Source organism: Georgenia subflava (assembly GCF_009193155.1).
Taxonomy (GTDB): domain Bacteria; phylum Actinomycetota; class Actinomycetes; order Actinomycetales; family Actinomycetaceae; genus Georgenia; species Georgenia subflava.
Window position 1 is genome coordinate 416,979 of sequence record NZ_VUKD01000001.1, and the last position, 20,088, is coordinate 437,066.

At 71.2% G+C, this 20,088-nt stretch carries 17 protein-coding genes; 5 read left to right on the forward strand and 12 right to left on the reverse strand.

Annotation, left to right across the window (positions count from 1 at the left end; translation table 11 throughout):
* The first annotated feature begins 120 nt into the window (after nucleotides 1-120).
* Together GD748_RS01880 and GD748_RS01885 are read left to right on the forward strand one after the other, a co-directional pair.
* The gene (locus GD748_RS01880) at nucleotides 121-1,875 is read left to right on the forward strand and encodes a hypothetical protein (protein WP_152193506.1); all 1,755 of its coding nucleotides are present in this window, start codon (nucleotides 121-123) and stop codon (nucleotides 1,873-1,875) included.
* 240 nt (nucleotides 1,876-2,115) lie between these two features.
* A complete protein-coding gene (locus tag GD748_RS01885; protein WP_152193507.1) occupies nucleotides 2,116-2,559 on the forward strand; it encodes a hypothetical protein in 444 nt (147 codons plus the stop codon).
* 100 nt (nucleotides 2,560-2,659) lie between these two features.
* Here the strand turns inward: GD748_RS01885 and GD748_RS01890 are convergent, their stop codons facing one another.
* From GD748_RS01890 to GD748_RS01910, 5 genes are all read right to left on the reverse strand, one after another.
* Nucleotides 2,660-3,880 (reverse strand): hypothetical protein, encoded by a 1,221-nt coding sequence (locus GD748_RS01890; RefSeq protein ID WP_152193508.1) that lies wholly within the window; start codon nucleotides 3,878-3,880, stop codon nucleotides 2,660-2,662.
* 196 nt (nucleotides 3,881-4,076) lie between these two features.
* The gene (locus GD748_RS01895) at nucleotides 4,077-5,144 is read right to left on the reverse strand and encodes a Gfo/Idh/MocA family protein (protein ID WP_152193509.1); all 1,068 of its coding nucleotides are present in this window, start codon (nucleotides 5,142-5,144) and stop codon (nucleotides 4,077-4,079) included.
* Complete coding sequence (locus GD748_RS01900) at nucleotides 5,141-5,902, reverse strand: carbohydrate ABC transporter permease (RefSeq protein WP_452176674.1); 762 nt, start codon at nucleotides 5,900-5,902, stop codon at nucleotides 5,141-5,143. Before GD748_RS01900 ends, GD748_RS01895 begins: the two co-directional genes overlap by 4 nt.
* A 103-nt stretch (nucleotides 5,903-6,005) precedes the next feature.
* Nucleotides 6,006-6,878 carry a carbohydrate ABC transporter permease gene (locus tag GD748_RS01905; RefSeq protein ID WP_226920648.1) on the reverse strand — a complete coding sequence of 291 codons (873 nt, stop codon included), beginning with the start codon at nucleotides 6,876-6,878 and terminating at the stop codon, nucleotides 6,006-6,008.
* Between the two features lie 107 nt (nucleotides 6,879-6,985).
* Complete coding sequence (locus tag GD748_RS01910) at nucleotides 6,986-8,281, reverse strand: ABC transporter substrate-binding protein (RefSeq protein ID WP_193312776.1); 1,296 nt, start codon at nucleotides 8,279-8,281, stop codon at nucleotides 6,986-6,988.
* A gap of 242 nt (nucleotides 8,282-8,523) precedes the next feature.
* Here GD748_RS01910 and GD748_RS01915 point away from each other — a divergent pair, with 242 nt between their 5' ends.
* The gene (locus tag GD748_RS01915) at nucleotides 8,524-8,928 is read left to right on the forward strand and encodes a DUF2237 family protein (RefSeq protein WP_152193513.1); all 405 of its coding nucleotides are present in this window, start codon (nucleotides 8,524-8,526) and stop codon (nucleotides 8,926-8,928) included.
* Between the two features lie 89 nt (nucleotides 8,929-9,017).
* Nucleotides 9,018-9,425, forward strand: a complete 408-nt coding sequence (locus GD748_RS01920) for an HIT family protein (protein ID WP_452176675.1) — start codon at nucleotides 9,018-9,020, stop codon at nucleotides 9,423-9,425.
* 115 nt (nucleotides 9,426-9,540) lie between these two features.
* On the opposite strand, the gene GD748_RS01925 is transcribed toward GD748_RS01920, so the two are convergent.
* A complete protein-coding gene (locus tag GD748_RS01925) occupies nucleotides 9,541-10,743 on the reverse strand; it encodes an aminotransferase class I/II-fold pyridoxal phosphate-dependent enzyme (RefSeq protein WP_319593292.1) in 1,203 nt (400 codons plus the stop codon).
* Between the two features lie 180 nt (nucleotides 10,744-10,923).
* Between GD748_RS01925 and GD748_RS01930 the strand changes: the two genes are divergently transcribed.
* On the forward strand, nucleotides 10,924-12,567 hold the full coding sequence (locus GD748_RS01930; RefSeq protein WP_152193515.1) for a DNA repair helicase XPB: 1,644 nt from the start codon (nucleotides 10,924-10,926) through the stop codon (nucleotides 12,565-12,567).
* A 174-nt stretch (nucleotides 12,568-12,741) separates the two neighbouring features.
* Here the strand turns inward: GD748_RS01930 and GD748_RS01935 are convergent, their stop codons facing one another.
* The 6 genes from GD748_RS01935 to GD748_RS01960 form a co-directional block, all read right to left on the reverse strand.
* A complete protein-coding gene (locus GD748_RS01935; RefSeq protein WP_152193516.1) occupies nucleotides 12,742-13,668 on the reverse strand; it encodes a sugar phosphate isomerase/epimerase family protein in 927 nt (308 codons plus the stop codon).
* Nucleotides 13,669-13,879: 211 nt separating this feature from the next.
* On the reverse strand, nucleotides 13,880-14,884 hold the full coding sequence (locus GD748_RS01940) for a sugar phosphate isomerase/epimerase family protein (RefSeq protein WP_152193517.1): 1,005 nt from the start codon (nucleotides 14,882-14,884) through the stop codon (nucleotides 13,880-13,882).
* Nucleotide 14,885: 1 nt separating this feature from the next.
* Nucleotides 14,886-16,151, reverse strand: a complete 1,266-nt coding sequence (locus GD748_RS01945) for a Gfo/Idh/MocA family protein (RefSeq protein WP_152193518.1) — start codon at nucleotides 16,149-16,151, stop codon at nucleotides 14,886-14,888.
* Between the two features lie 82 nt (nucleotides 16,152-16,233).
* Nucleotides 16,234-17,289: a substrate-binding domain-containing protein gene (locus tag GD748_RS01950; protein WP_152193519.1), complete on the reverse strand. Its 1,056-nt coding sequence runs from the start codon at nucleotides 17,287-17,289 to the stop codon at nucleotides 16,234-16,236.
* A 133-nt stretch (nucleotides 17,290-17,422) separates the two neighbouring features.
* Nucleotides 17,423-18,499 carry an ABC transporter permease gene (locus GD748_RS01955; protein WP_152193520.1) on the reverse strand — a complete coding sequence of 359 codons (1,077 nt, stop codon included), beginning with the start codon at nucleotides 18,497-18,499 and terminating at the stop codon, nucleotides 17,423-17,425.
* Nucleotides 18,496-20,016 carry a sugar ABC transporter ATP-binding protein gene (locus GD748_RS01960; RefSeq protein WP_152193521.1) on the reverse strand — a complete coding sequence of 507 codons (1,521 nt, stop codon included), beginning with the start codon at nucleotides 20,014-20,016 and terminating at the stop codon, nucleotides 18,496-18,498. The genes GD748_RS01955 and GD748_RS01960 overlap by 4 nt, the downstream gene beginning before the upstream one ends.
* Nucleotides 20,017-20,088 lie beyond the last annotated feature (72 nt).

Below are 20,088 nucleotides of genomic sequence, written 5' to 3' on the forward strand. Positions count from 1 at the left end.
TTGGCGCCACGTCGGGATTACAGTCCAGACCGTATTCCCGTCCGGACGTCGTCGTCCTGACAGTCGCCTGCGTCGTCGGCAGGCCATCCGGAGCATCCGCATCGACAATCGAGGATCCCTGTGAACCCGAAACAACGACGTCTCGTCACATCCCTGCTCAGCCTCACCGCCGCGCTGCCGCTCATCCTGCTCGGCGCCGTCGTCGGCCCCGGTGCTGCCGTCGCCGATCCCGGTCGAGCGGCCGCCGCCGACCCACCCCCCTGGGCCGGGGGCCCCGGAGGCAACGTCCGCAGCGGCTGGGAGGACCGCCTCGAGATCCACCGCGGCGGCGTCCAGGAGGCCATCGACCGGACCGCAGAACAGATGTGGGACCGCGAGGCGACGGTGACCTCACGCGCCCTCATGAGCGTCGTGGCGTCCGAGCTTCGCGACCATGAGGATCCGGAGGCTGCCTGGGAGGTCCTCCGGCTCGTGTTCGACCACCAGAACATGGACCCGACGGCCGAGGACTACGGGATGTTCACACAGAACCTCTGGGGGAACTGCTGGTACGGGCTGAGCTGCTACCAGCTCGCCGTCGCCCCGTACACCCGCACGACTGCCGGAAGCTCGGCCTCGATCAGCCAGACCGCGGACGTCACGCCTGGCAGCCACGTCCTGACGGCACGGCTACGCACCACCTACCTGTACGCCAGCCAGAACTACCACTTCCTCCAGGCCCTCGTGAACGGCCAGGTCGTGTGGCAGGAGGACGTCACCACGACCGACGAGAGCTGGCGCGAGATCTCGGTGGACGTGACCGACGCCGTCGGCGACGCCGGCGAGGCGACGGTCGAGTTCCGGCTGCTCGAGAACCGCGGCGTCGCCCAGCTCCCCGTGTCCATCCACTTCGACCAGATCGGCCTTAGTGGGTCGGACCTCGTCGGCGACGTGGACGAACCCGGCGTCTGGACCGAGAGCACCACCGGCGAGGGAGTCACCGTCGGCCTGACCCGGAACGGCTCGACCGACATCAACTCGACGTCCTTCACGCTCCTGATGCTCGCCGGCATCCTGAACTCCGACGACGTCCAGCTCTTCACCGCCGCCCAGCGTGACGAGATCGAAGAGCGAGTGCGCGCCGCCTCGTACTTCACCGTCGACGAGCCGCACGCCCAGCTCGGCTACACCAACGCCCGGCTGCTCCGAGACATCCAGATGATCCTCGTCGGCCAGGCGATCGGCGACGACGTGCTCTACCAGCAGGGGCTCGACTACTGGCGCGCCTGGGTGGACTACACCCGCGAGCACGGCATCAGGGAGTACGGCTCCCCGGTCTACTACGGCATCGATCTCGGCGCGCTCATGATGGGCCACTCGTACGTCACGGACGACGACCTCCGCTCGGAGCTCGCCCAGGTCCTGGACCTCTTCTGGTACGACATCGCGGCGAACTACTTCCCCGGCCGGGAGTCGCTCTCCGGGTCGCACTCGCGCGACTACGACTTCACCCACGGCACGGGGCCGGTCTCGTACTTCCTCACCATCGAGGGCTGGCAGTCGATGCCGCTGCCGGTCGCGTACACCACGTTCAACTACCAGGTGATCCAGAGCTACTACGGCGAGCACGTCTACCACCCCGACCACCGCATGTACGCCCTGGCAGTCGCCCCGGTCAAGGAGGTCACCGCGCGCACGGACGCCAACGCGTTCCTCGACCGGTACAACTACGTCACCCCGCGCTGGGCGCTGGGCAGCACCAGCGAGACGTTCACCAACGTCATCCCGGGTGCCGGCGGCCCCACCCCGTACGACAAGCCGATCAACCTGGAGCTGGCCGGGGATCGCACGACGGGCACCATCTCGATCGTGCCGTCCTGGAACACCGACCCGTAAGGCAAGACCTACTCCGGGTCGGCGCCGCTGCACGCGCCGCTCTTCCCGACCACCGCCCAGCACAAGGGATCGCTGCTGACCCAGCTCGACCTGAATCCGTCGGGCCAACGGGTCCCCAGCTACACCACCAGCGTCCTGCTCCCGGCCACGGCCGACCTGGTTCTCCTGGACGGCGAGCCGGTCGACACGTCGACCGTCGGCGAGACCCCGGCGTCGCTGACCTCCACCGTGGTCGTGCAGGTGGGACAGGCGTGCGCCGCCATCCGCTCGATCGGCGCGGCGGGCATCCACGGCCAGACGCCGACCGCCTCCCTGGTCGTCGACGAGGCGGGCCTGGAGCACGGGATGGCGCGATTCACCATCACCCAGTTCACGTCGGCGACGCCGATACGCCTGGAGACCGACTCCGCACCGGTGACGGCATACCTCCAGGCGGCAGACTGCGCCGACGCGGAGGAGGCGCACGCTCTCGGCGAGGCGGTGGCCGCCGCCCCGGTGTCGATGGCCGCCACCGAGACGGTGCGCACGGCGAGCATCACCACGCCCGCCGGGACGGTCCTGGAGGTCGCGACGGACCTCGTCGCCCGGGACCCGCTGTACCGCCTCGTCGACGGCGAGCCGATGCGTGCGCCGTCGCTGCTGACGGTCAGCGGCGCGGACTACAGCCACGTGCTGTCCGACTGACGACCCCGGCCCCCGGCCGGCGGGCGGACAGACCGGCCGGGCGGGTGGGCAGACCGTCCGGCCGGCCGGGTGGGCAGCCCCCGCCCGGCCGGCCGGCCGGTCACGGCAGCAGCAGCTCGTACGTCTCCAGAGGCCTGCCCGCGACCCCGCTGCGCAGCGTCCCGGTCCGACGGGCGAACCCGCCGTTCTCGAGGCTGGTCAACCACCGGCGTGCGGTGCGCGGCTTCACCTCGAGCACCTCGGCGAGGCTCTGCGTGGTCACCCCGTCGCGCTCCGGGCCGACGGCGTCGCGCACCTTGACGAGGGTCTGCACCGACAGTCCGGTGCGGTGCGCGATCGTCGACAAGGACTCCTGGGGAGGCTCCGCGGCGGCCGGTCGCCCCGGGGTCAGCACGACCGAGCTGCCGCGCGTCTCGACCACGGCCGCCGACCCGGGGCGCGTCGCCGCCCGCGTCATCGCGTGCCCGGCCAGCCGGAACGACTCCCCGGCCGTGTTGCCGATACCGACCCCGATGTGGACGTCGTAGGCATCGGCCACCCACAGGCCGGAGAGCCGGCTCAGCCCCTCCGAGGCCTGCAGGAGCATCCCTCGCGTGGTCACGACAAACTGCCGACCCTCGAGGTCGCTGACGGCGGTCCCGGCGAGCCGCACCGCCATGCCCTGCAACGCCTCGTCCGTGACTCTGCGGTCGTCCCGGCGCCGGACCTGGGCGATCACCACCGAGGAGTCCGCACCGAGCGCGCTGTTCGCCTCCTGGAGCAGGAGGCGGGCCGCGCCGACGATCGACGTCTCCGACGGCACCAGATGGACGGCGGGGACGCCCGCCCCGACCAGCGCGGCAAACGTCTGGGAGTGGCACGTCACTGTCAGTGCGTCGGGGTGCGCCGCGGCGAACGCGGTGTGGAAGTCCACGAACTTGGCCGTGTCCCCGTCGCGCCGGAACGGCAGGACGTCGATCTTGTCGGCGTCGTAGCCGGACTGGACCAGGGTTCCGATCGTGTCCGCTGCCGGCAGCGTGTCGATCGAGAGCCACTGCAGCGCCGGACGGGCGACCTGGTGGAGCAGCAGTGCACGGAGCAGCGTCGTGCCGGTGTAGTCGACGAACGTGGCCGGTCTGGTGAGCGACCCGCTGGCGACCGTGTACGGCGCGATGCCTGTGAACAGCAGCGCGTCGACCTGCGGGGTCACGGATGCGACGGCGTCGAGCGTGTCCTCCTCACGGGCGACACCGGCTTCCACCGTCCGGACGCCGAGGGCGTCGCGCACCGCGACGCTGACGACGGGGACGAGATCCTGGGCACCGACCACCCCGATGATCACGCTCGTCCCCTCTCCGGATCGGTCCCGCGTCCGGGCGCGGTCACAGCTCGCCCGCCGTCGGCCTCCGATCCACGGTCGCCGCCTCGGCACCTGGACCGACCGAGCCCGAGGATCCGCCCACTATAGGGAACGCCTGCGGTGCGCCGGCTGCCGAAGGACGCCGGCGCACGTCCGTCCGTGCGGCCGGGGCGGCAGGTCACAGGGGTGCTGAGGTCGCCGCAGCACCGGTGACGACGGTCGGGCGGCCGCCCAGGGCCGGCGTCTCGACCTCGACCGGCGAGCCACCGCGGGCCGCGGACGTCAGCAGGGCCGACGCCGTGAGCACCGTACGTGCGCCGGCCGCGAGGCCGACCCGCGGTGACCGCACGCCGGCCACCACGTGGACGAGGTCTTCGTACTGGGCGCGCAGGGCGGTGTCGGGATCGGCCGAGGGCCAGGACCTGCGGACGACCTCGCCGGTCACTGCATCGAGGTGCACGAGCGTCGCATCCCCACCGTCGAGGTCGAGGGTGCCCCGTTCGCCGGTGACGGTGAGTCGCATCCGGTTGCCCGGGAACGAGACGAGGCTGGCGTGCAGAGTGGCCAGCACCTCGTCGAAGCGGAGCGTCGCGACGAGCAGCTCCTCGACCGCAACGCCCGGGACGCGGCTCGCCGACCGCCATCCCGCCACCTCCTGGGCGTCACCGAGGAACCACAGCAGCAGGTCCAGCGCGTGCATCCCGTGGTTGAACAGGTTCCCGCCGCCGCGCGCGGGGTCGCCGCGCCAGGGCGACTCGGTGAAGTAGGTCGCGTCCCGCCACACGCTGGTGTCGCACTGGGCACTCGTGACTCGACCGAGCACGCCGGCGTCGACCGCCTGCTTGGCCGCGTAGATCCCGGCCTGGAACCGTCTCTGGCTGATGACGTCGATGACCTTGCCCTGGCGAAGTGCCTCCGCGTCGAGGCGGTGGACGTCGGCCATGTCGAGGCAGACCGGCTTCTCGACGACGACGTGGAGGCCCCCGCGCAGCGCGTGGGCGGCGACGTCGGCGTGGTGGACCGTCGGCACCACGACGGCTGCGACGTCGGCCCCGGACTGCTCGATCGCGACGTCGAGGTCCGTCCATGCGGGCACGTCGTGGTGGCCGGCCAGGCGGTGCGCCCGCCGGGCGTCGTCGTCGACGACGCCGGCGAGGCGGACTCCGGCCGCCCGGGCGAGCGCGTCGGCGTGCACGGAGCCGTAGTGCCCCGCGCCGACGACGAGCACCCCGAGACCACGGCTCATCCCTTGATCCCGCTCGACGCGAACCCGCTGATGACCTGCTTCTGCAGCACCATGAACAGGATGAGCAGCGGGATGGTGGCCATGACGCTGCCGGCCATGATGACCGGGTAGTCGGTGATCTGGTCGCCCTGCAGGGTCGCCAGACCGGCCGTGAGCGTCATCGAGGACTGCCTCGTGTTGACGATCAACGGCCACATGAGCTCGTTCCAGGAGTAGAGGACCGCGAGGACCGCGACCGTGACCAGGCCGGGCCGGGCCAGCGGGAGCAGGACGTGCCAGAACACCTGCCCCGGGTTGCACCCGTCGAGCTCGGCAGCCTCGTCGAGTGCCCTCGGCAGCGTCAGGAAGTACTGCCGCAGGAGGAACGTGCCGAACACGTTGAACATCCCCGGCGCGATGAGGGCCTGGATCGTGTTGAGCCAGCCGAGGCTCGCCATGATCTGGTACTGCGGGAGCAGCAGCAGCTCGACGGGCACCATGAGCACCGACAGGAAGACGATGAACAGGACGTCGCGACCGGGAAAGGTCAGCCGGGCGAACGCGTACGCCGCCATGGCGCAGAACGCGAGCTGCGCGACGGTCCGCCCGAGGGTCATGAGCACCGTGTTCAGGAACATCTGCCCGAACGGCAGGATCTCGAACACCTCGGCGTAGTTCGCGAAGTCCCAGAGCTCGGGCAGGATCGTGAGGGGCACGCGGATGGACTCGGTGTACGTCTTCAGACTCGTGAGGAGCTGCCAGACGAACGGCACGACCATGAGCACCGCACCGACGCCGAGCACGACGTGTGACGCGACGTCGGCGCCCGCGCGACCACGCCGGCGCTGGACACGATCGTCGTGGACGCGCCGTCGTACGCGTTCACTCATAGTGGACCATCCGTTTCTGCAGGGAGAACTGCACCAGGGTGAGCGCCATGATCACGACGAACAGCAGCACCGCCACGGCCGCCCCGGACCCGCGGTCGTTCTCCTGGAACGCCTGCTCGAAGAAGAGGAAGACCACCGTCTTCGCCTGCGGGAGCGCGGGGTTGATGCGTCCGATCATGATGAACACGAGGTCGAAGACCTGCAGCGCGCGCATGGTGGTGATGACGAGCAGGAAGAACGTCGTCGGGCTCAGCAGCGGCAGGGTCACCGACCGGAAGCGCCGGAACGGCCCGGCACCGTCCAGCTCGGCCGCCTCGTACAGCTCGGCGGGGATGCCCTTCATGCCGGCGGAGAGGATGACGACGTTGTACCCGATCACCGACCAGATGCCGACGATCACCATCGCGAACCGGACGGTGTCCGGATCGGTGATCCAGTGCGGCCCGTCGATACCGACCAGCGCCAGGGCGCTGTTGAGGATCCCGTAGTCACCGTTGTAGATCCACCGCCACATGATCGCGACGGCCACCGGCATGGTGACCATGGGGATGAAGTAGAGGGTCTGGTAGAGCCCGGCCGCCCTGAGCCCGGGGCGGTTGACGATCGCGGCGATCGCGATGCTGATCGGGATGGAGAGGATGACCCCGGCGGTGTAGATCACCGAGTTCCACATCGTCCGCACGAACTCGGCGTCGCCGAAGAGGTTCCGGTAGTTCTCCAGACCGTTGAAGGTCTGCCCGCCGAAGGCCCCCCACTCGGAGAAGCTGTAGACGAAGGTCTGCACGGCCGGACCGAGGTAGAAGATGACGAGCCCGATACCGAGGGGCGCGATCATGAGGTAGCCCCACAGGGTGTGACCCCGCACGCGCCTGCGACTGCCGCGGCCTCGGCGGGCGCCCCGGCCCGGCCGCCCCGCGGGCACGCCCGCCCTCGCCGTGGCGAGGGCGGGCGTGGCCGGTGCCTGGGTCTCGATCATTTCGCGTCGGCGAGGATGTCGTCGACCTCCGCCTTCAGGCCGGTCAGACCGTCCTCGAGGTCGAGCTGCCCCGAGTAGATCTGGGTGAGCGTGTCGAGCTCGACGTTGGTCCACTCCGCCGTGTTGAGCGATGCCGGGAGCTGGTGCGAGGCAGCCAGCGACTCCTCCATCAGCGTCTCGAGGGCGAACGGCGAGGACGCGGCCCACTCGCGCCACAGCTCCCCGTAGGCCGGAGCCTTGTCCTGCATCTCGACGCGGATGCGGGCCGCCGTCTCCGAGGCGACGAACGCCGCGAACTCCGCGGCGACCTCGGGGTTGGCGCTCTCGGCGTTGACCACCGACGTCAGCGAGCCGACGACGACCGCCTCCTGCTCGCCGGCGGGAAGAGGTGCGACGTCCGCCATCTCGGCGATGGCCGGGTCGTCCGTGTAGGGACCGACGTTCCAGGTGCCGCTGTAGTACATCGCGAGCTTCCCGCTGGGGAACATCTGGTCCGCGGTGGTCTCGCTCAGCTGGGCGAGGGTGGGTGAGTAGCCCTGGTCGATGAAGTTGGTCCAGTACTCGATGCCGGCCCGGTTGGCCTCGGTGTCCCAGCCGCTCGCCGTGTCGTCCTCGTTGAGGATCTCGCCACCGGCCTGCCAGATGGTGTTGTAGTAGTTCGACTGCGAGTCCAGGCTCGAGGCGATGCCGAAGACACCGTTGTCCGCGTCCGTCAGCTCTGCGGCGGCGGTCTCGACGTCGTCCCAGGTCCAGTCGGCGTCCGGGTACTCGAGCCCGGCGGCGTCGAAGAGGTCCTTGTTGTACCAGAGGCCGATCGTGTCGAGGTCCTGCGGGAGGCCGTACTGGGCACCGTCGAACGTGTAGAGGCCGAGGCTCGTCTCGGGGTACTGGGAGGTGTCGATGCCGGCGGAGGCGATGAGATCGTCGATGGGCGTCACGACGCCGTTCGTGGCGTAGAGGGGGAGCTGGAGGTGGTTCATCCAGAAGACGTCCGGCGCCGATCCACCCTGGACGGCGGTCTGCAGCTTCGTCCAGTACTCGCTGACCGGTGTCAGCTCGATCTCGACGGTGACGTTGGGGTGCTCGTCCTCGAAGGCGTCGGCCATCGCGCGGAAGGTGGGCTCCTGGTTGACGTTCCACATGCCGTAGACGAGCGTGACGGGGTCGTTCTCGTCCGAGCCGGCGGACGTGGCCGATCCCCCGGGGCTCGCGCCCGCGCCCCCCGAGCAGGCCGTCAGGCCGAGCGCGAGGACTGAGACCACCAAGCCACCGAGGGCTGCTTTCGATTTCACGGGTTCCTCCTGGATCGGCCTCGCCGACCGGCACGGCTGTGTGCTGCGAGACGGATGAAGTCTTAATTACGGTCTGGACTGTAATCAGGTAGCCGGGGCCCGTCAAGCACTTCACCGGGACGATCGTGGCCACTGCCCGCTGCAGGCCCGGCGAGGCGGCCCACACCTGGGGAGTCCGGTCGGTCGGGTCCAGCCGCACCCCGAGACCGGGCGGTCCGCAGTCGTACTTGCATAATGGCGAGATGGAGCGCAACGTCCTCGGCGAGAACCTGGGCGAGTGCGGCACCGACCCGGTGACGGGCTACTACCGGACCGGACGCTGCGTCGCGGGCGAGGAGGACCTCGGCAACCACAGCATCTGCGTCGTGATGACGGCGGAGTTCCTGGCGTACCAGGCCCAGGTGGGCAACGACCTGAGCACCCCGCGGCCGGAGTGGCTCTTCCCGGGACTGCGACCGGGCGACAGGTGGTGCGTGGTGGCCGTCCGCTGGTTGCAGGCGCACCAGGAGGGGGTGGCCGCCCCGGTGGTGCTGGCGTGCACGCACGAACGCGCGCTGGAGGTCGTCCCGCTCGACGTGCTGCGCCGGTACGCCGTCGACGTCCCGGACGACGTCGCGGCCCTGGACGACCCGGAGCCGCCGGCGTGACGCCGTCCCGGCCCGCCGCCGGCAACAGCCAGGACGACGCCCGCTCGAGCCCGGGCGCGAGCCGATCGGCGACGTCATCCGCCGGCTGCCTGTTCTGCCGGATCGTGGCGGGCGAGGAGCCGGCCCACGTGGTCCTGGAGACCGACGACGCCGTCGCCTTCCTCGACGCGCGGCCGGTGTTCAAGGGCCACACGCTCCTCGTGCCACGCCGGCACGTGGTCACGCTCCCCGATCTGCCGGCCGACCTGCTCGGCCCGTACCTGGCCGCCGTGCAGCGCCTCGCCGCCGGGGTGGTGGACGGTCTCGGTGCGCAGGGGTCCTTCGTCGCCGTCAACAACGTGGTCAGCCAGTCGGTTGCGCACCTGCACGCGCACGTCGTGCCGCGCACGAAGGGCGACGGCCTGCGCGGCTTCTTCTGGCCGCGCACGAAGTACGCCGACGACGCCGAGGCCGCGGACTACGCCGAGCGGCTGCGCGCCGTGCTCGAGCCGGACTGAGCGGCTCCGCGTGTACGGCGGGCGGAGGTGCTCGTCATGCTCCCTGTCGACGTGGCGCGCCGCCCGGCCGGTCACGGCGCCGCGTGGCGCCGGGCGGCGCCCGTGCACGCGTCGGTCAGTGACGTTCCTGGAACCGCACGATCCGGTCGACAGCCTCGGCCACCGCTGGTGAGCCGGCCGCGAGCGAGAGCCGGACGAAGCGGCCGCCGTTGACCGCGTCGAAGTCGTTGCCCGGCACGACCGCGACACCTTCCTCCTCCAGCAGCGCGGTGCACCAGGCGGCGGAGTCGGCGAAGCCCGCGAGGCGCGTGCCGAGGTCGGCGTAGAGGTAGAACGCGCCGTCGGCCGGGGCCACCGGTCCCCAGCCCAGCCGGTCGAGCCGGCCCAGCAGCAGCTGACGCGTCTCGGCGAAGCCGGCCACCCGCTCCTCCGCCTCGGCGTACGCGGACTCGGAGAACGCCTCGGCGGCGGCGAGCTGGGCCGGCACCGGCGGGCACAGGGCGACGTTGCCCGCGAGCGCGTCGAAGGCCCCGGCGAGGTCGGGCGGCATGAGCGCCCAGCCGAGCCGCCAGCCGGTCATGCCCCAGTACTTGCTGAACGAGGAGATCACGACGCCGGAGCGGTCCAGCTCCCAGGCGCAGACTCCCTTGGCGTCCGGGGCGGCGGGGTCCTCGGGGTACGTGATGCCGTGGTAGATCTCGTCGCTGACCAGGCGTACGCCGTGCTCGGCGCACCAGCTCGTGATCGCCGCGAGCTCGGCCCGGGAGACCATCGTGCCGGTCGGGTTGGCGGGCGAGGCGAGGATCAGCCCGTCGAGCGGTCCGCCGAGGGCGACGGCGGCGTCCAAGGCTGCCGGTGTGGGCTGGAAGCGCTCGGCCGGCCCGCAGTCGATCTCGACGACCTCGCACCCCAGGGCATTCAGGATGTTGCGGTAGGCGGGGTAGCCGGGCCGGGCGAGCGCCACCCGGTCGCCGACGTCGAAGGCGGCGAGGAAGGCGAGCACGAACGCGCCGGACGAGCCGGTGGTGATGGCCACGTCCTCGGCCGAGACCTCGAGGCCGTACCAGCGGCGGTAGTGCCCGGCGATGGCCGTCCGCAGCGGCCGCACCCCGAGCGCGGAGCTGTAGCCGAGCTCGGTGCGGTCGGTGTGGATCTGCGCGGCCCGGCGATGGACGGCTTCGGGGGCCCCGCTGGAGGGCTCTCCCGCGCAGAGCGAGACGACGTCGCGACCGGCTGCCCGCAGCTCGGCGACCCGGTCGAGGATGCGCATGACCTCGAACGCGGGCACAGCCGCACGGGCGGCGACCTTGGGACTCACGGCTGACCTCCTGCTCGGCCACCAGACTCCCACATGGCGCCCGGGTCCGACCGTGCCGCGACCTCACCGGCCCCTGCCGCGACGAGTACACGCGCCACCGACCGTGGCCCGGGGCGCGAGTGATCGGCCGCACGTGACCTGCCCCTGCACAGGACCGCACGCGCAGGGGACAATGGCCGGATGCCCGACGGCCCATTGATCGTCCAGTCCGACAAGTCACTCCTCCTCGAGGTCGACCACCCGCGCGCGACCGAGGCGCGGCGCGCGATCGCCCCCTTCGCCGAGCTCGAGCGCGCGCCCGAGCACGTGCACACCTACCGGCTCACCCCGCTCGGCCTGTGGAACGCCCGGGCCGCGGGGCACGACGCCGAGCAGGTGGTCAACGCGCTCATCGAGTACTCGCGCTACCCGGTCCCGCACGCGCTGCTGGTCGACGTCGCGGACACGATGGACCGCTACGGGCGTCTGCAGCTGGTCAAGCACCCCACCCAAGGGCTCGTTCTGCACGCGCTGGACAAGCCCGTCCTCGAGGAGGTGCTGCGCTCCAAGCGGGTCAAGGGCCTGCTGGGCGAGCGGCTCGACGACGAGGACGTGGTGGTCCACCCCTCGGAGCGCGGACACCTCAAGCAGGTCCTGCTCAAGCTCGGCTGGCCCGCGGAGGACCTGGCCGGGTACGTCGACGGCGAGGCGCACCCCATCGCGCTCGACCAGGACGGCTGGCACCTGCGGCCCTACCAGGAGGAGGCCGTCGACACGTTCTGGCACGGCGGCTCCGGCGTCGTCGTGCTGCCCTGCGGGGCCGGCAAGACCCTGGTCGGCGCCGGTGCGATGGCCCGGTCGAAGACCACGACGCTGATCCTCGTCACCAACACCGTCTCCGCCCGGCAGTGGCGCGAGGAGCTCGTGCGGCGCACCACGCTGACCGAGGACGAGATCGGCGAGTACTCCGGCTCCCGCAAGGACGTCCGCGCCGTCACGATCGCCACGTACCAGGTGCTCACGACGAAGCGGAAGGGCGTGTACACCCACCTCGAGCTGCTCGACGCCCACGACTGGGGCCTGATCCTCTACGACGAGGTGCACCTGCTGCCCGCGCCGATCTTCCGGATGACGGCCGACCTGCAGGCGCGCCGGCGCCTCGGGCTGACCGCGACGCTCGTGCGCGAGGACGGCCGCGAGGACGAGGTGTTCTCGCTCATCGGGCCGAAGCGCTACGACGCCCCGTGGAAGGACATCGAGGCGCAGGGGTACATCGCGCCGGCAGAGTGCATCGAGGTGCGGCTGACCCTGCCGGACCACGACCGCATGGTCTACGCGACCGCCGAGCCCGAGGAGCGCTACCGCCTCGCCGCATCGGCGCCGGGCAAGACGCGGGTCGTCAAGCAGATCCTCGACAAGCACCCGGGCGAGCAGACCCTGGTGATCGGGCAGTACATCGACCAGCTCGAGGAGCTCGCCGAGTCCCTCGGCGCGCCGCTGATCACCGGCCAGACCACCGTGACCGAGCGGCAGCGACTGTTCGAGGCGTTCCGCACCGGGGAGGTCCAGGTGCTGGTGGTGTCTAAGGTCGCGAACTTCTCCATCGACCTGCCGGAGGCGTCGGTGGCCGTGCAGGTCTCGGGATCCTTCGGCTCGCGCCAGGAGGAGGCCCAGCGCCTCGGCCGACTGATGCGCCCGAAGGCCGACGGCAAGACGGCGCACTTCTACGCCGTCATCGCCCGCGACACGGTTGACCAGGACTTCGCCGCCCACCGCCAGCGGTTCCTCGCCGAGCAGGGCTACGCCTACACGATCGTCGACGCCGAGGACCTCGCACCCGCCTGAGGAACCGGCGCCGGCACTGACGGCCCGCCCGTCGTGGAGGCACGACCGGCGGGACACGCCGCTCGACCGACAGACACCGCGGGCCCGTCCGGACGGACGGGCCCGCGATGCTTCGTTCTGCGTCGCCAGGTGCTCAGGCGTCAGGCGCCAGGCGTCCGACGCCGCCGGTCCGGGTCAGAAGCTGAAGCAGGTGAGGAAGTCGAAGCTCTCCTCGGCGAAGTCGATGCTCGGCTCCGCGCCGTCCTGCTCGATGACGTAGTACTTCACGTGGCCCTGGGCGGCCTCGAGGATCGGCCCCCACTCCATGACGCCCTCGCCGACGTCCGTCTGGGTGCCGTTCAGGTCGCCGTCCTTGATGTGGAGCAGCTCGATACGGTCGCCGTGCTCCTCGATGAGGGCGGCGACGTCGACCCCGGCGTCGGCAGCCCAGTAGGTGTCGAGCTGGAAGGTCACGTACCGGGGGTCGGTGTTCTCGACGATGATCTCCCAGGCGCTCTTCACGTCGCCGGTCTCCGGGTCGGTGTACGTCGTCGTGAACTCGGACCCGTGGTTGTGCCCGAAGATCTTGCCGGTGCCGTTCTTCACCGACCTCTCGCCGAGGCGGTCGAGCGTCGCCGCGGTGGCGAGCACGTCCTCGTACGTGCCGATCCCCGGCGAGGCGAACCCGCCGGAGCCCATGTATCTCTGACCGACCTCTTTGGCGTAGTCCAGGGTGGTGTCCCAGCTCGCCTCGTCGGTGCTGCCGTGCGAGGTCGGTGCCTTCAGTCCGTACTCGTCGAGCAGGTCTGTGACCTCGCCGGCGCTGAGCCCGTCGAAGGTGCCTCCGAAGGGCTCGATGTTCCGGTAGCCGACCTCGGCCAGCTCGGCGAGAACCTGTTCGGTGTTCTCTCCGCCCCAGCCGGTCCAGCCGGCGTAGCTGTACATCTGGAACGAGATCTTGCTCGCCGGCACGCTGCGGCCGGCGCACTGGGCGTTGCTGTTGGCGTTGTCGCTGGCCGGAGCCGCCACGGCGGGTGCCGCGGCGAGGAGGCCGGCGGCCATGGCGATGGTGCCTGCGGCCCCGACGACGGCGTTGCGACGGTTCTTTGTGGACAGGGTCAAGATTCCTCCTGGGTGTCGTTCGACGGCGACGGTGTCGTCGTCCTGGCGGGTGCTCACGCACCCTGGCCACGCCGCGAGCGCGACGTGCCCTGGCGCCTGGGCGCCGTCTTTGTCCGGATGGCCATCCGGACGAGCGCGTGCTCGGGAGGGTCGAGCGCACGCCACAACGAGCGCGCCGGCGTCGGCGGGGCCGGCACGGGCGCGGTGCGGGTCAGCGGGTGGAGAAGGCTGCGTCGAAGGCGGCCGACGGCGGGTCGAAGGCGTTGCGACGGATGAACTCCAGCGCCTCGGGCGCACCGACGAGACGGTCCATGCCGGCGTCCTCCCACTCCACCGAGATCGGCCCGTCGTAGCCGATGGTGTTGAGCATCCGGAAGGAGTCCTCCCACGGGACGTCGCCGTGCCCGGTGGAGACGAAGTCCCAGCCGCGGCGCGGGTCTGCCCAGGGCAGGTGCGAGCCGAGCCGGCCGTTGCGCCCGTTGCCGACCCGGCGCTTCGCGTCCTTGCAGTCCACGTGGTAGATCCGGTCCTTGAAGTCCCACATGAACCCGACCGGGTCGAGGTCCTGCCAGACGAAGTGGCTCGGGTCCCAGTTCAGCCCGAAGGCCTCGCGGTGCCCGATGGCCTCGAGGGTGCGCACGGTCGTCCAGTAGTCGTAGGCGATCTCCGACGGGTGCACCTCGTGGGCGAAGCGCACGCCGACCTCGTCGAAGACGTCCAGGATCGGGTTCCACCGGTCAGCGAAGTCCTGGTAGCCGGCGTCGATGAGGTCCTGCGAGACCGGCGGGAACATCGCGACGTACTTCCAGATCGACGAGCCGGTGAAGCCGACCACGGTCTTGACGCCCAGCCGGGCGGCGGTCCGGGCGGTCAGCTTCATCTCCTCGGCGGCCCGCTGCCGGATGCCCTCGGGGTCGCCGTCGCCCCAGACCTTGTCCGAGAGGAGGTCGCGGTGCCGCTGGTCGATGGGGTCGTCGCAGACCGCCTGGCCCTTGAGGTGGTTGGAGATCGCCCAGACCTTGAGGCCGTACCGCTCGAGGACGTCGAGCTTGCCCTGGACGTAGTCGGCGTCCTCTGCGCCGCGCCACGGGTCGAGGTGGTCGCCCCAGCAGGCGATCTCGAGGCCGTCGTAGCCCCACTCCGACGCCAGGCGCGCGACCTCCTCGAACGGCAGGTCGGCCCACTGGCCGGTGAACAGGGTGATCGGTCGTGCCATCTCACGCTCCTCTGCTCTGCCCCGCGGGAGCGGGGACCTCGTCGCCCACCGCGCCGGTGCTGCCCGTGGCCGGAGCCGGACGGTGGGCGGGGATCTCGGTGTACACGCTGCGGTTCCCGGCGGAGCGCTCGACGGCGTCGAGCACCCGCTGCACCGCCAGCCCGTCGGCGAAGGACGGCGTGGGCTGCTCGCCCGCGCTCAGCGCCCGGACGAGGTCGACGGCCTGGTGGACGAAGCCGTGCTCGTAGCCGAGCCCGTGACCGGCCGGCCACCAGCTGCCGACGTAGGGGTGGTCGGGCTCGGTGACGATGATCCGTCGGAAGCCACCGGTGCGGGCGTCCTCGCGCGCGTCGTAGAGGCTGAGGACGTTCATGTCCTCGAAGTCGAAGGCCAGGGAGCCCTCGGACCCGTTGACCTCGATCCGCATGGCGTTCTTCCGGCCCCACGCGAACCGGGTGGCCTCGAAGATCGCGGGAGCGCCGCCGGTCAGCTCACCGGTGAACATGGCGACGTCGTCGACGGTCACCGGGCCGCGCTCGCTGCCGCCCCGGCCGCTGAGGCCGGAGAAGCTCTCCGCCACCGGCCGCTCGGCGACGAGGGTGTCGAGCCGTCCGGAGACGCCGGCCACCCTCTGCCCGGTGATGAAGTGGGTCAGGTCGACGATGTGGGCGCCGATGTCGCCGAGTGCGCCAGATCCGGCCTTGGCCTTGTCGGTGCGCCAGGACAGCGGGGCGCCGTCGTCGGCGAGCCAGTCCTGCAGGTACTGGCAGCGCACCTGCCGGACCTTGCCGATCCGTCCCTCGGCGACGAGGTCGCGGGCCAGGGCGATCGCCGGCACCCGGCGGTAGGTGAACCCGACCATCGCCATCGTGCCACCGGCGGCCGCCCGGTCGGCAGCGGCGGCCATGGCCTCCGCCTCGGCCAGCGTGTTCGCCATCGGCTTCTCGACGAGGACGTGCTTGCCGGCGGCGAGCGCGGCGGTCGCGATCTCGGCGTGGGTGCTGCCGGGCGTGCAGATGTCGACGAGATCGATGTCGTCGCGCTCGAGGACGCGGCGCCAGTCGGTCTCCACCTCCGCCCAGCCGAGGGTGTCGGCGGCGGCGCGGGCCCGGTCGGCGGAGCGGCCGACGAGCACCTGCATCACCGGCTCGCTCGGCAGGTCGAAGAACCGCGGTGCCCCCCGCCAGCCCTGGGAATGGGCGCGCCCCATGAAGGCGTACCCCACCATCGCCACCCGGAGCGGGGGGCGTGCTGCTGCTTGGCTCATGATGTGTCTCCCTCTCCGGCGCCGGCGCGCCGGGTACCGGCCGGCCCGGGCCGCGCGTGCGGCCCGGGCCGGTCCGGCGACGTCAGGACTCGAACGCGGTCGGCAGGTACTGGTCGACGTTGTCGGCCGTGACCACCGGGGCGTAGAGCTGGACGAGGCGCGGCACCTCGACCTCGACGAGGTCGGACATCGCCTTGTCCTGGGCGAGCAGGCGGGCCAGGCGGATGCCGTCGGCGGCCTGGGTGGCCGGGTAGATGACGGTCGCCTCGACGACCGAGTCGCCGTCCTGGATCTCCCGCATCATGTTGGCCGAACCGGCGCCACCGACCAGGAAGAACTCGTCGCGGCCGGCGTTCTCGATCGCCGCCAGGACGCCGATGCCCTGGTCGTCGTCGTGGTTCCAGATCGCGTCGATCTGCGGCGCGGCCTGGAGCAGGTTGGACGTGGCGGACTCGCCGCCCTGGGGGGTGAAGTCACCGGCGACGCGACGGTCCACGTCCAGGTCGCACTCGGCCAGCGCGTCCGCGAAGCCCTGGCTGCGGTCCTGGGTCAGCGGCAGGTTGTCGATGCCGGCGATCTCGGCGACCACGGCGTCCTCCTGGCCGTCGAGCCGCTCGCAGATGAACTGACCGGCGCTGCGGCCCATGCCGTAGTTGTCGCCGAGGACGGTCACGCGGGCGGCCTCGGGACGGGAGAACTCGCGGTCGACGTTGATCACCGGGATCCCGGCCTCCATCGCCTCGACGGCCACCTCGGTGAGGGCTGCGCCGTCGTAGGGCAGCAGGACGATGGCGTCGACGCCGTCGTTGATGAACGTCTCCACCTGGGAGATCTGCGTGTTGACGTCGTTCGTGCCCTCGGCGACCTGCAGGTCGATGTCCTCGAAGCTCTCGGCCTCCGCGATGGCGGCGGTGGTGATGGCACCCATCCAGCCGTGGTCGGCGGCGGGGGCGGAGAAGCCGATGGTGACGGTCTCGCCGGACTCGTCGTTGCTGCTGCCGGCGTTCGTGTTCTCGGTCGTCCCGCCGTTCGCGGTCTCGGTGGTCTGTTCCGGGGTGTTGGACGTGCACGCGGCGAGCAGGGCCACGGAGGCGAGCAGCACCACAGGGGTGGCGATGCGACGGGTGGTCGCGGACATGGTGGGTCTCCTTCGACGGATGAGCTGGTGGGGATGCGGATCGGGGTGTCGCTCGGTGCGACGGCTGCGCGGACCGTGTGGTCGGGGCCCGGCGGCGGCGGACGGTCCGCCTCCTGCGCCGCCGGGCCGGCGGTCAGGTGGATGACCTCGCACGGGAGGCGAAGCGCTGCTGGAGGAGGACGGCGATCACGATGATCGCGCCCTTGGCCAGCTGCTGGGCGGAGGGGGACAGGTTGTTCTGGATGAAGATGTTCGTCAGGACGGCGAAGACGAGGACACCGAGGACGGTGCCGACGATCGTGCCGCGTCCGCCGATGAGGAGCGTCCCGCCAACCACCACCGCTGCGATGGCGTCGAGCTCGTAGAGGAGGCCGTTGGTGGAGGTGCCGGCGGTGGTCCGGCCGAGCATCATGAGCGCGGCGATGCCGGCGGTGAGCCCGGAGAGCGCGAAGACCCACATGGTGTGCCGCTGCACCTTGATACCGGCCAGCCGGGCGGCCTCCGGGTTGCCGCCGACGGCGATCGTGCGCCGCCCGAACGTCGTGCGAGCGAGCAGGACCCACCCGCCGACCGCCACGAGGAAGAAGATCCAGACGATCACCGGGACGCCGATGACGTCGGCCCGGAAGAAGTCGAGGAAGCCCTCGACCGTGACGATCTGGCTGCGGCGGTTTGAGATGATCTCCGCCAGGCCCCGGGCGGCGACGAGCATCGCGAGGGTCGCGATGAACGAGACGACCCGGCCGTAGGCGACGATCACCCCGTTGACGAGCCCCGCGGCGGTGCCGACGGCGAGCGCGGTGAAGACCATGACGACCCAGTGGGTGTCCGTCGCCATCGTCTGGGTCGCCAGCGTCGACGCCCATACGGTCGCCAGCCCCATGACGGAGCCGACCGACAGGTCGATCCCGCCGGCGGTGATGACGAACGTGACACCGATGCTGATGACGCCGATGACGGCGGCCTCGCGCAGGATGACCATGACGTTGTCGATGCTGACGAAGCGCTCGCCCGAGGTGAGGACACCGATGAGCAGGAGCGCGGCCAGGGCGATGATCAGGCCCAGGCTGTGGCCCAGGCCCCCGAGCCGGAACGTGGGCAGGCGCCCGCTCCGCTGCGGGGGTGGGCTGAGGTCGCGGTTGCTCGGCGGCAGCCCGGTCTCGGGAGCGCCGCCGGCCGGGACGGTGCCCGCCGACTGGTTCTCGGTCATGCGTGGGTTCCTTCCATGACGAGGTCGAGCACGCGGTGCTCGTCGATCTGGTCCGCCGGGCCGGCGTGGGCGACGTCGCCGTCGGCGATGACCAGGACGTGGTCGGCGAGGCCGAGCACCTCCTCGATCTCGCTGGAGACCACGACGATCGCGGCTCCCTCGGCGGCGAGCCGGCGGACAAGGGTGTAGATCTCGGCGCGGGCGCCGACGTCGACGCCCCGGGTGGGCTCGTCCAGCAGCAGGACGTTGCAGCCGTGGACGAGCCAGCGGGCGAGCATCGCTTTCTGCTGGTTGCCGCCGGAGAGGGTGCGGGTGGTGCGTCGCGGGTCGGCCGGGGCCAGCTGGAGCGCCGTGATCTGCTGCTCGGCGGCGGCGCGCTCGGCACGCTCGTCGAGGAAGCCGCCACGGGCGAACCGCCCGAAGGTGGACAGGGTGATGTTGCGGAAGACGGGCTCGTCGAGAAGGAGCCCCTGGCTCTTGCGCTCCTCCGGTGCCAGGCCGATCCCCGCGTCGACCGCGGCGGTCACCGAACCGCGCCGCAGCGTGCGCCCGTTGACCCGGACCGTTCCGGTGGTGGCCGTGCGGGCGCCGTAGACGGTCTCGAGGATCTCCGACCGTCCGGCGCCGACCAGGCCGGCGAGACCGACGATCTCCCCCGGTCGGACGCTGAACGAGACGTCCCGGAAGACGCCCGCCAGGCCGAGGCTCTCCACCTCGAGGACCGGCTCGTCCGCCGTCGCCCCGCCTGGGGCGCCGCCGAAGTTCGTCTCGACGTCGCGACCGGTCATGAGCGGGATGAGCCTGGCCGTCGGGGTCTCGGCGACGGCGAGGCCGGAGGCGACGGTGCGACCGTCCTTGAGGACCGTGATGCGGTCCCCGATCTGGCGGATCTCGTCGAGCCGGTGCGAGATGTACACGACGGCGACGCCGTCGGCGCTCACGGACCGGACGACGCGGAACAGGTTCGCGACCTCCTCCGGGTCGAGGACCGCCGAGGGTTCGTCCATCACGATGACCTTGGCGTCGCGGGAGAGCGCTCGGGCCATGGAGACGATCTGCTTGCCGGCCGCGGAGAGCCGGCCGACCTCCCGAGAGGGCGGGATCTCGGGGTGGCCGAGGCGGCGGAGCAGCTCGCGGGTGCGCTCGTGCGCCTCGGCACGGCGGAGCAGGCCACCGCTGGCGAGCTCGTGGCCGAGGAAGATGTTCTCCGCGACGCTGAGCCCGTCGACGACGTCGAGCTCCTGGTACATGGTGGCGACGCCGAGCTCCAGGGCGGCCTCGGGCGAGGAGATCGTGACCGGCTCGCCCTGCCAGAGGATCTCGCCGCGGTCGGGCCGGTGGGCGCCGGCGAGCGTCTTGATGAGGGTGGACTTGCCGGCCCCGTTCTGACCGAGGAGGCAGTGCACCTCGCCGGCGCGGATGTCGAGGTCGACGCCGTCGAGCGCCTTGGCGCCCGGGAAGTGCTTGACGATCCCGCGCATCTGAAGGAGCGGCTGGGTGGGGTCTGCTGTGACCATGCGGACAACCTAGGAGGACTTCTGTCGCGCGTCAAGCAAAAGCCGCGCGTGCCTGTTCACCGTTATGCGGCC

What these genes read in the sequence shown, in the direction of transcription:
- GD748_RS01945 (WP_152193518.1), bottom strand. Translation starts at nt 16,151, where the DNA reads ATGAGCCAAGCAGCAGCACGCCCCCCGCTCCGGGTGGCGATGGTGGGG.
- GD748_RS01915 (WP_152193513.1), top strand. Translation starts at nt 8,524, where the DNA reads ATGGAGCGCAACGTCCTCGGCGAGAACCTGGGCGAGTGCGGCACCGAC.
- GD748_RS01940 (WP_152193517.1), bottom strand. Translation starts at nt 14,884, where the DNA reads ATGGCACGACCGATCACCCTGTTCACCGGCCAGTGGGCCGACCTGCCG.
- GD748_RS01955 (WP_152193520.1), bottom strand. Translation starts at nt 18,499, where the DNA reads ATGACCGAGAACCAGTCGGCGGGCACCGTCCCGGCCGGCGGCGCTCCC.
- GD748_RS01930 (WP_152193515.1), top strand. Translation starts at nt 10,924, where the DNA reads ATGCCCGACGGCCCATTGATCGTCCAGTCCGACAAGTCACTCCTCCTC.
- GD748_RS01900 (WP_452176674.1), bottom strand. Translation starts at nt 5,902, where the DNA reads ATGGTCGTGCCGTTCGTCTGGCAGCTCCTCACGAGTCTGAAGACGTAC.
- GD748_RS01960 (WP_152193521.1), bottom strand. Translation starts at nt 20,016, where the DNA reads ATGGTCACAGCAGACCCCACCCAGCCGCTCCTTCAGATGCGCGGGATC.
- GD748_RS01895 (WP_152193509.1), bottom strand. Translation starts at nt 5,144, where the DNA reads ATGAGCCGTGGTCTCGGGGTGCTCGTCGTCGGCGCGGGGCACTACGGC.
- GD748_RS01950 (WP_152193519.1), bottom strand. Translation starts at nt 17,289, where the DNA reads ATGTCCGCGACCACCCGTCGCATCGCCACCCCTGTGGTGCTGCTCGCC.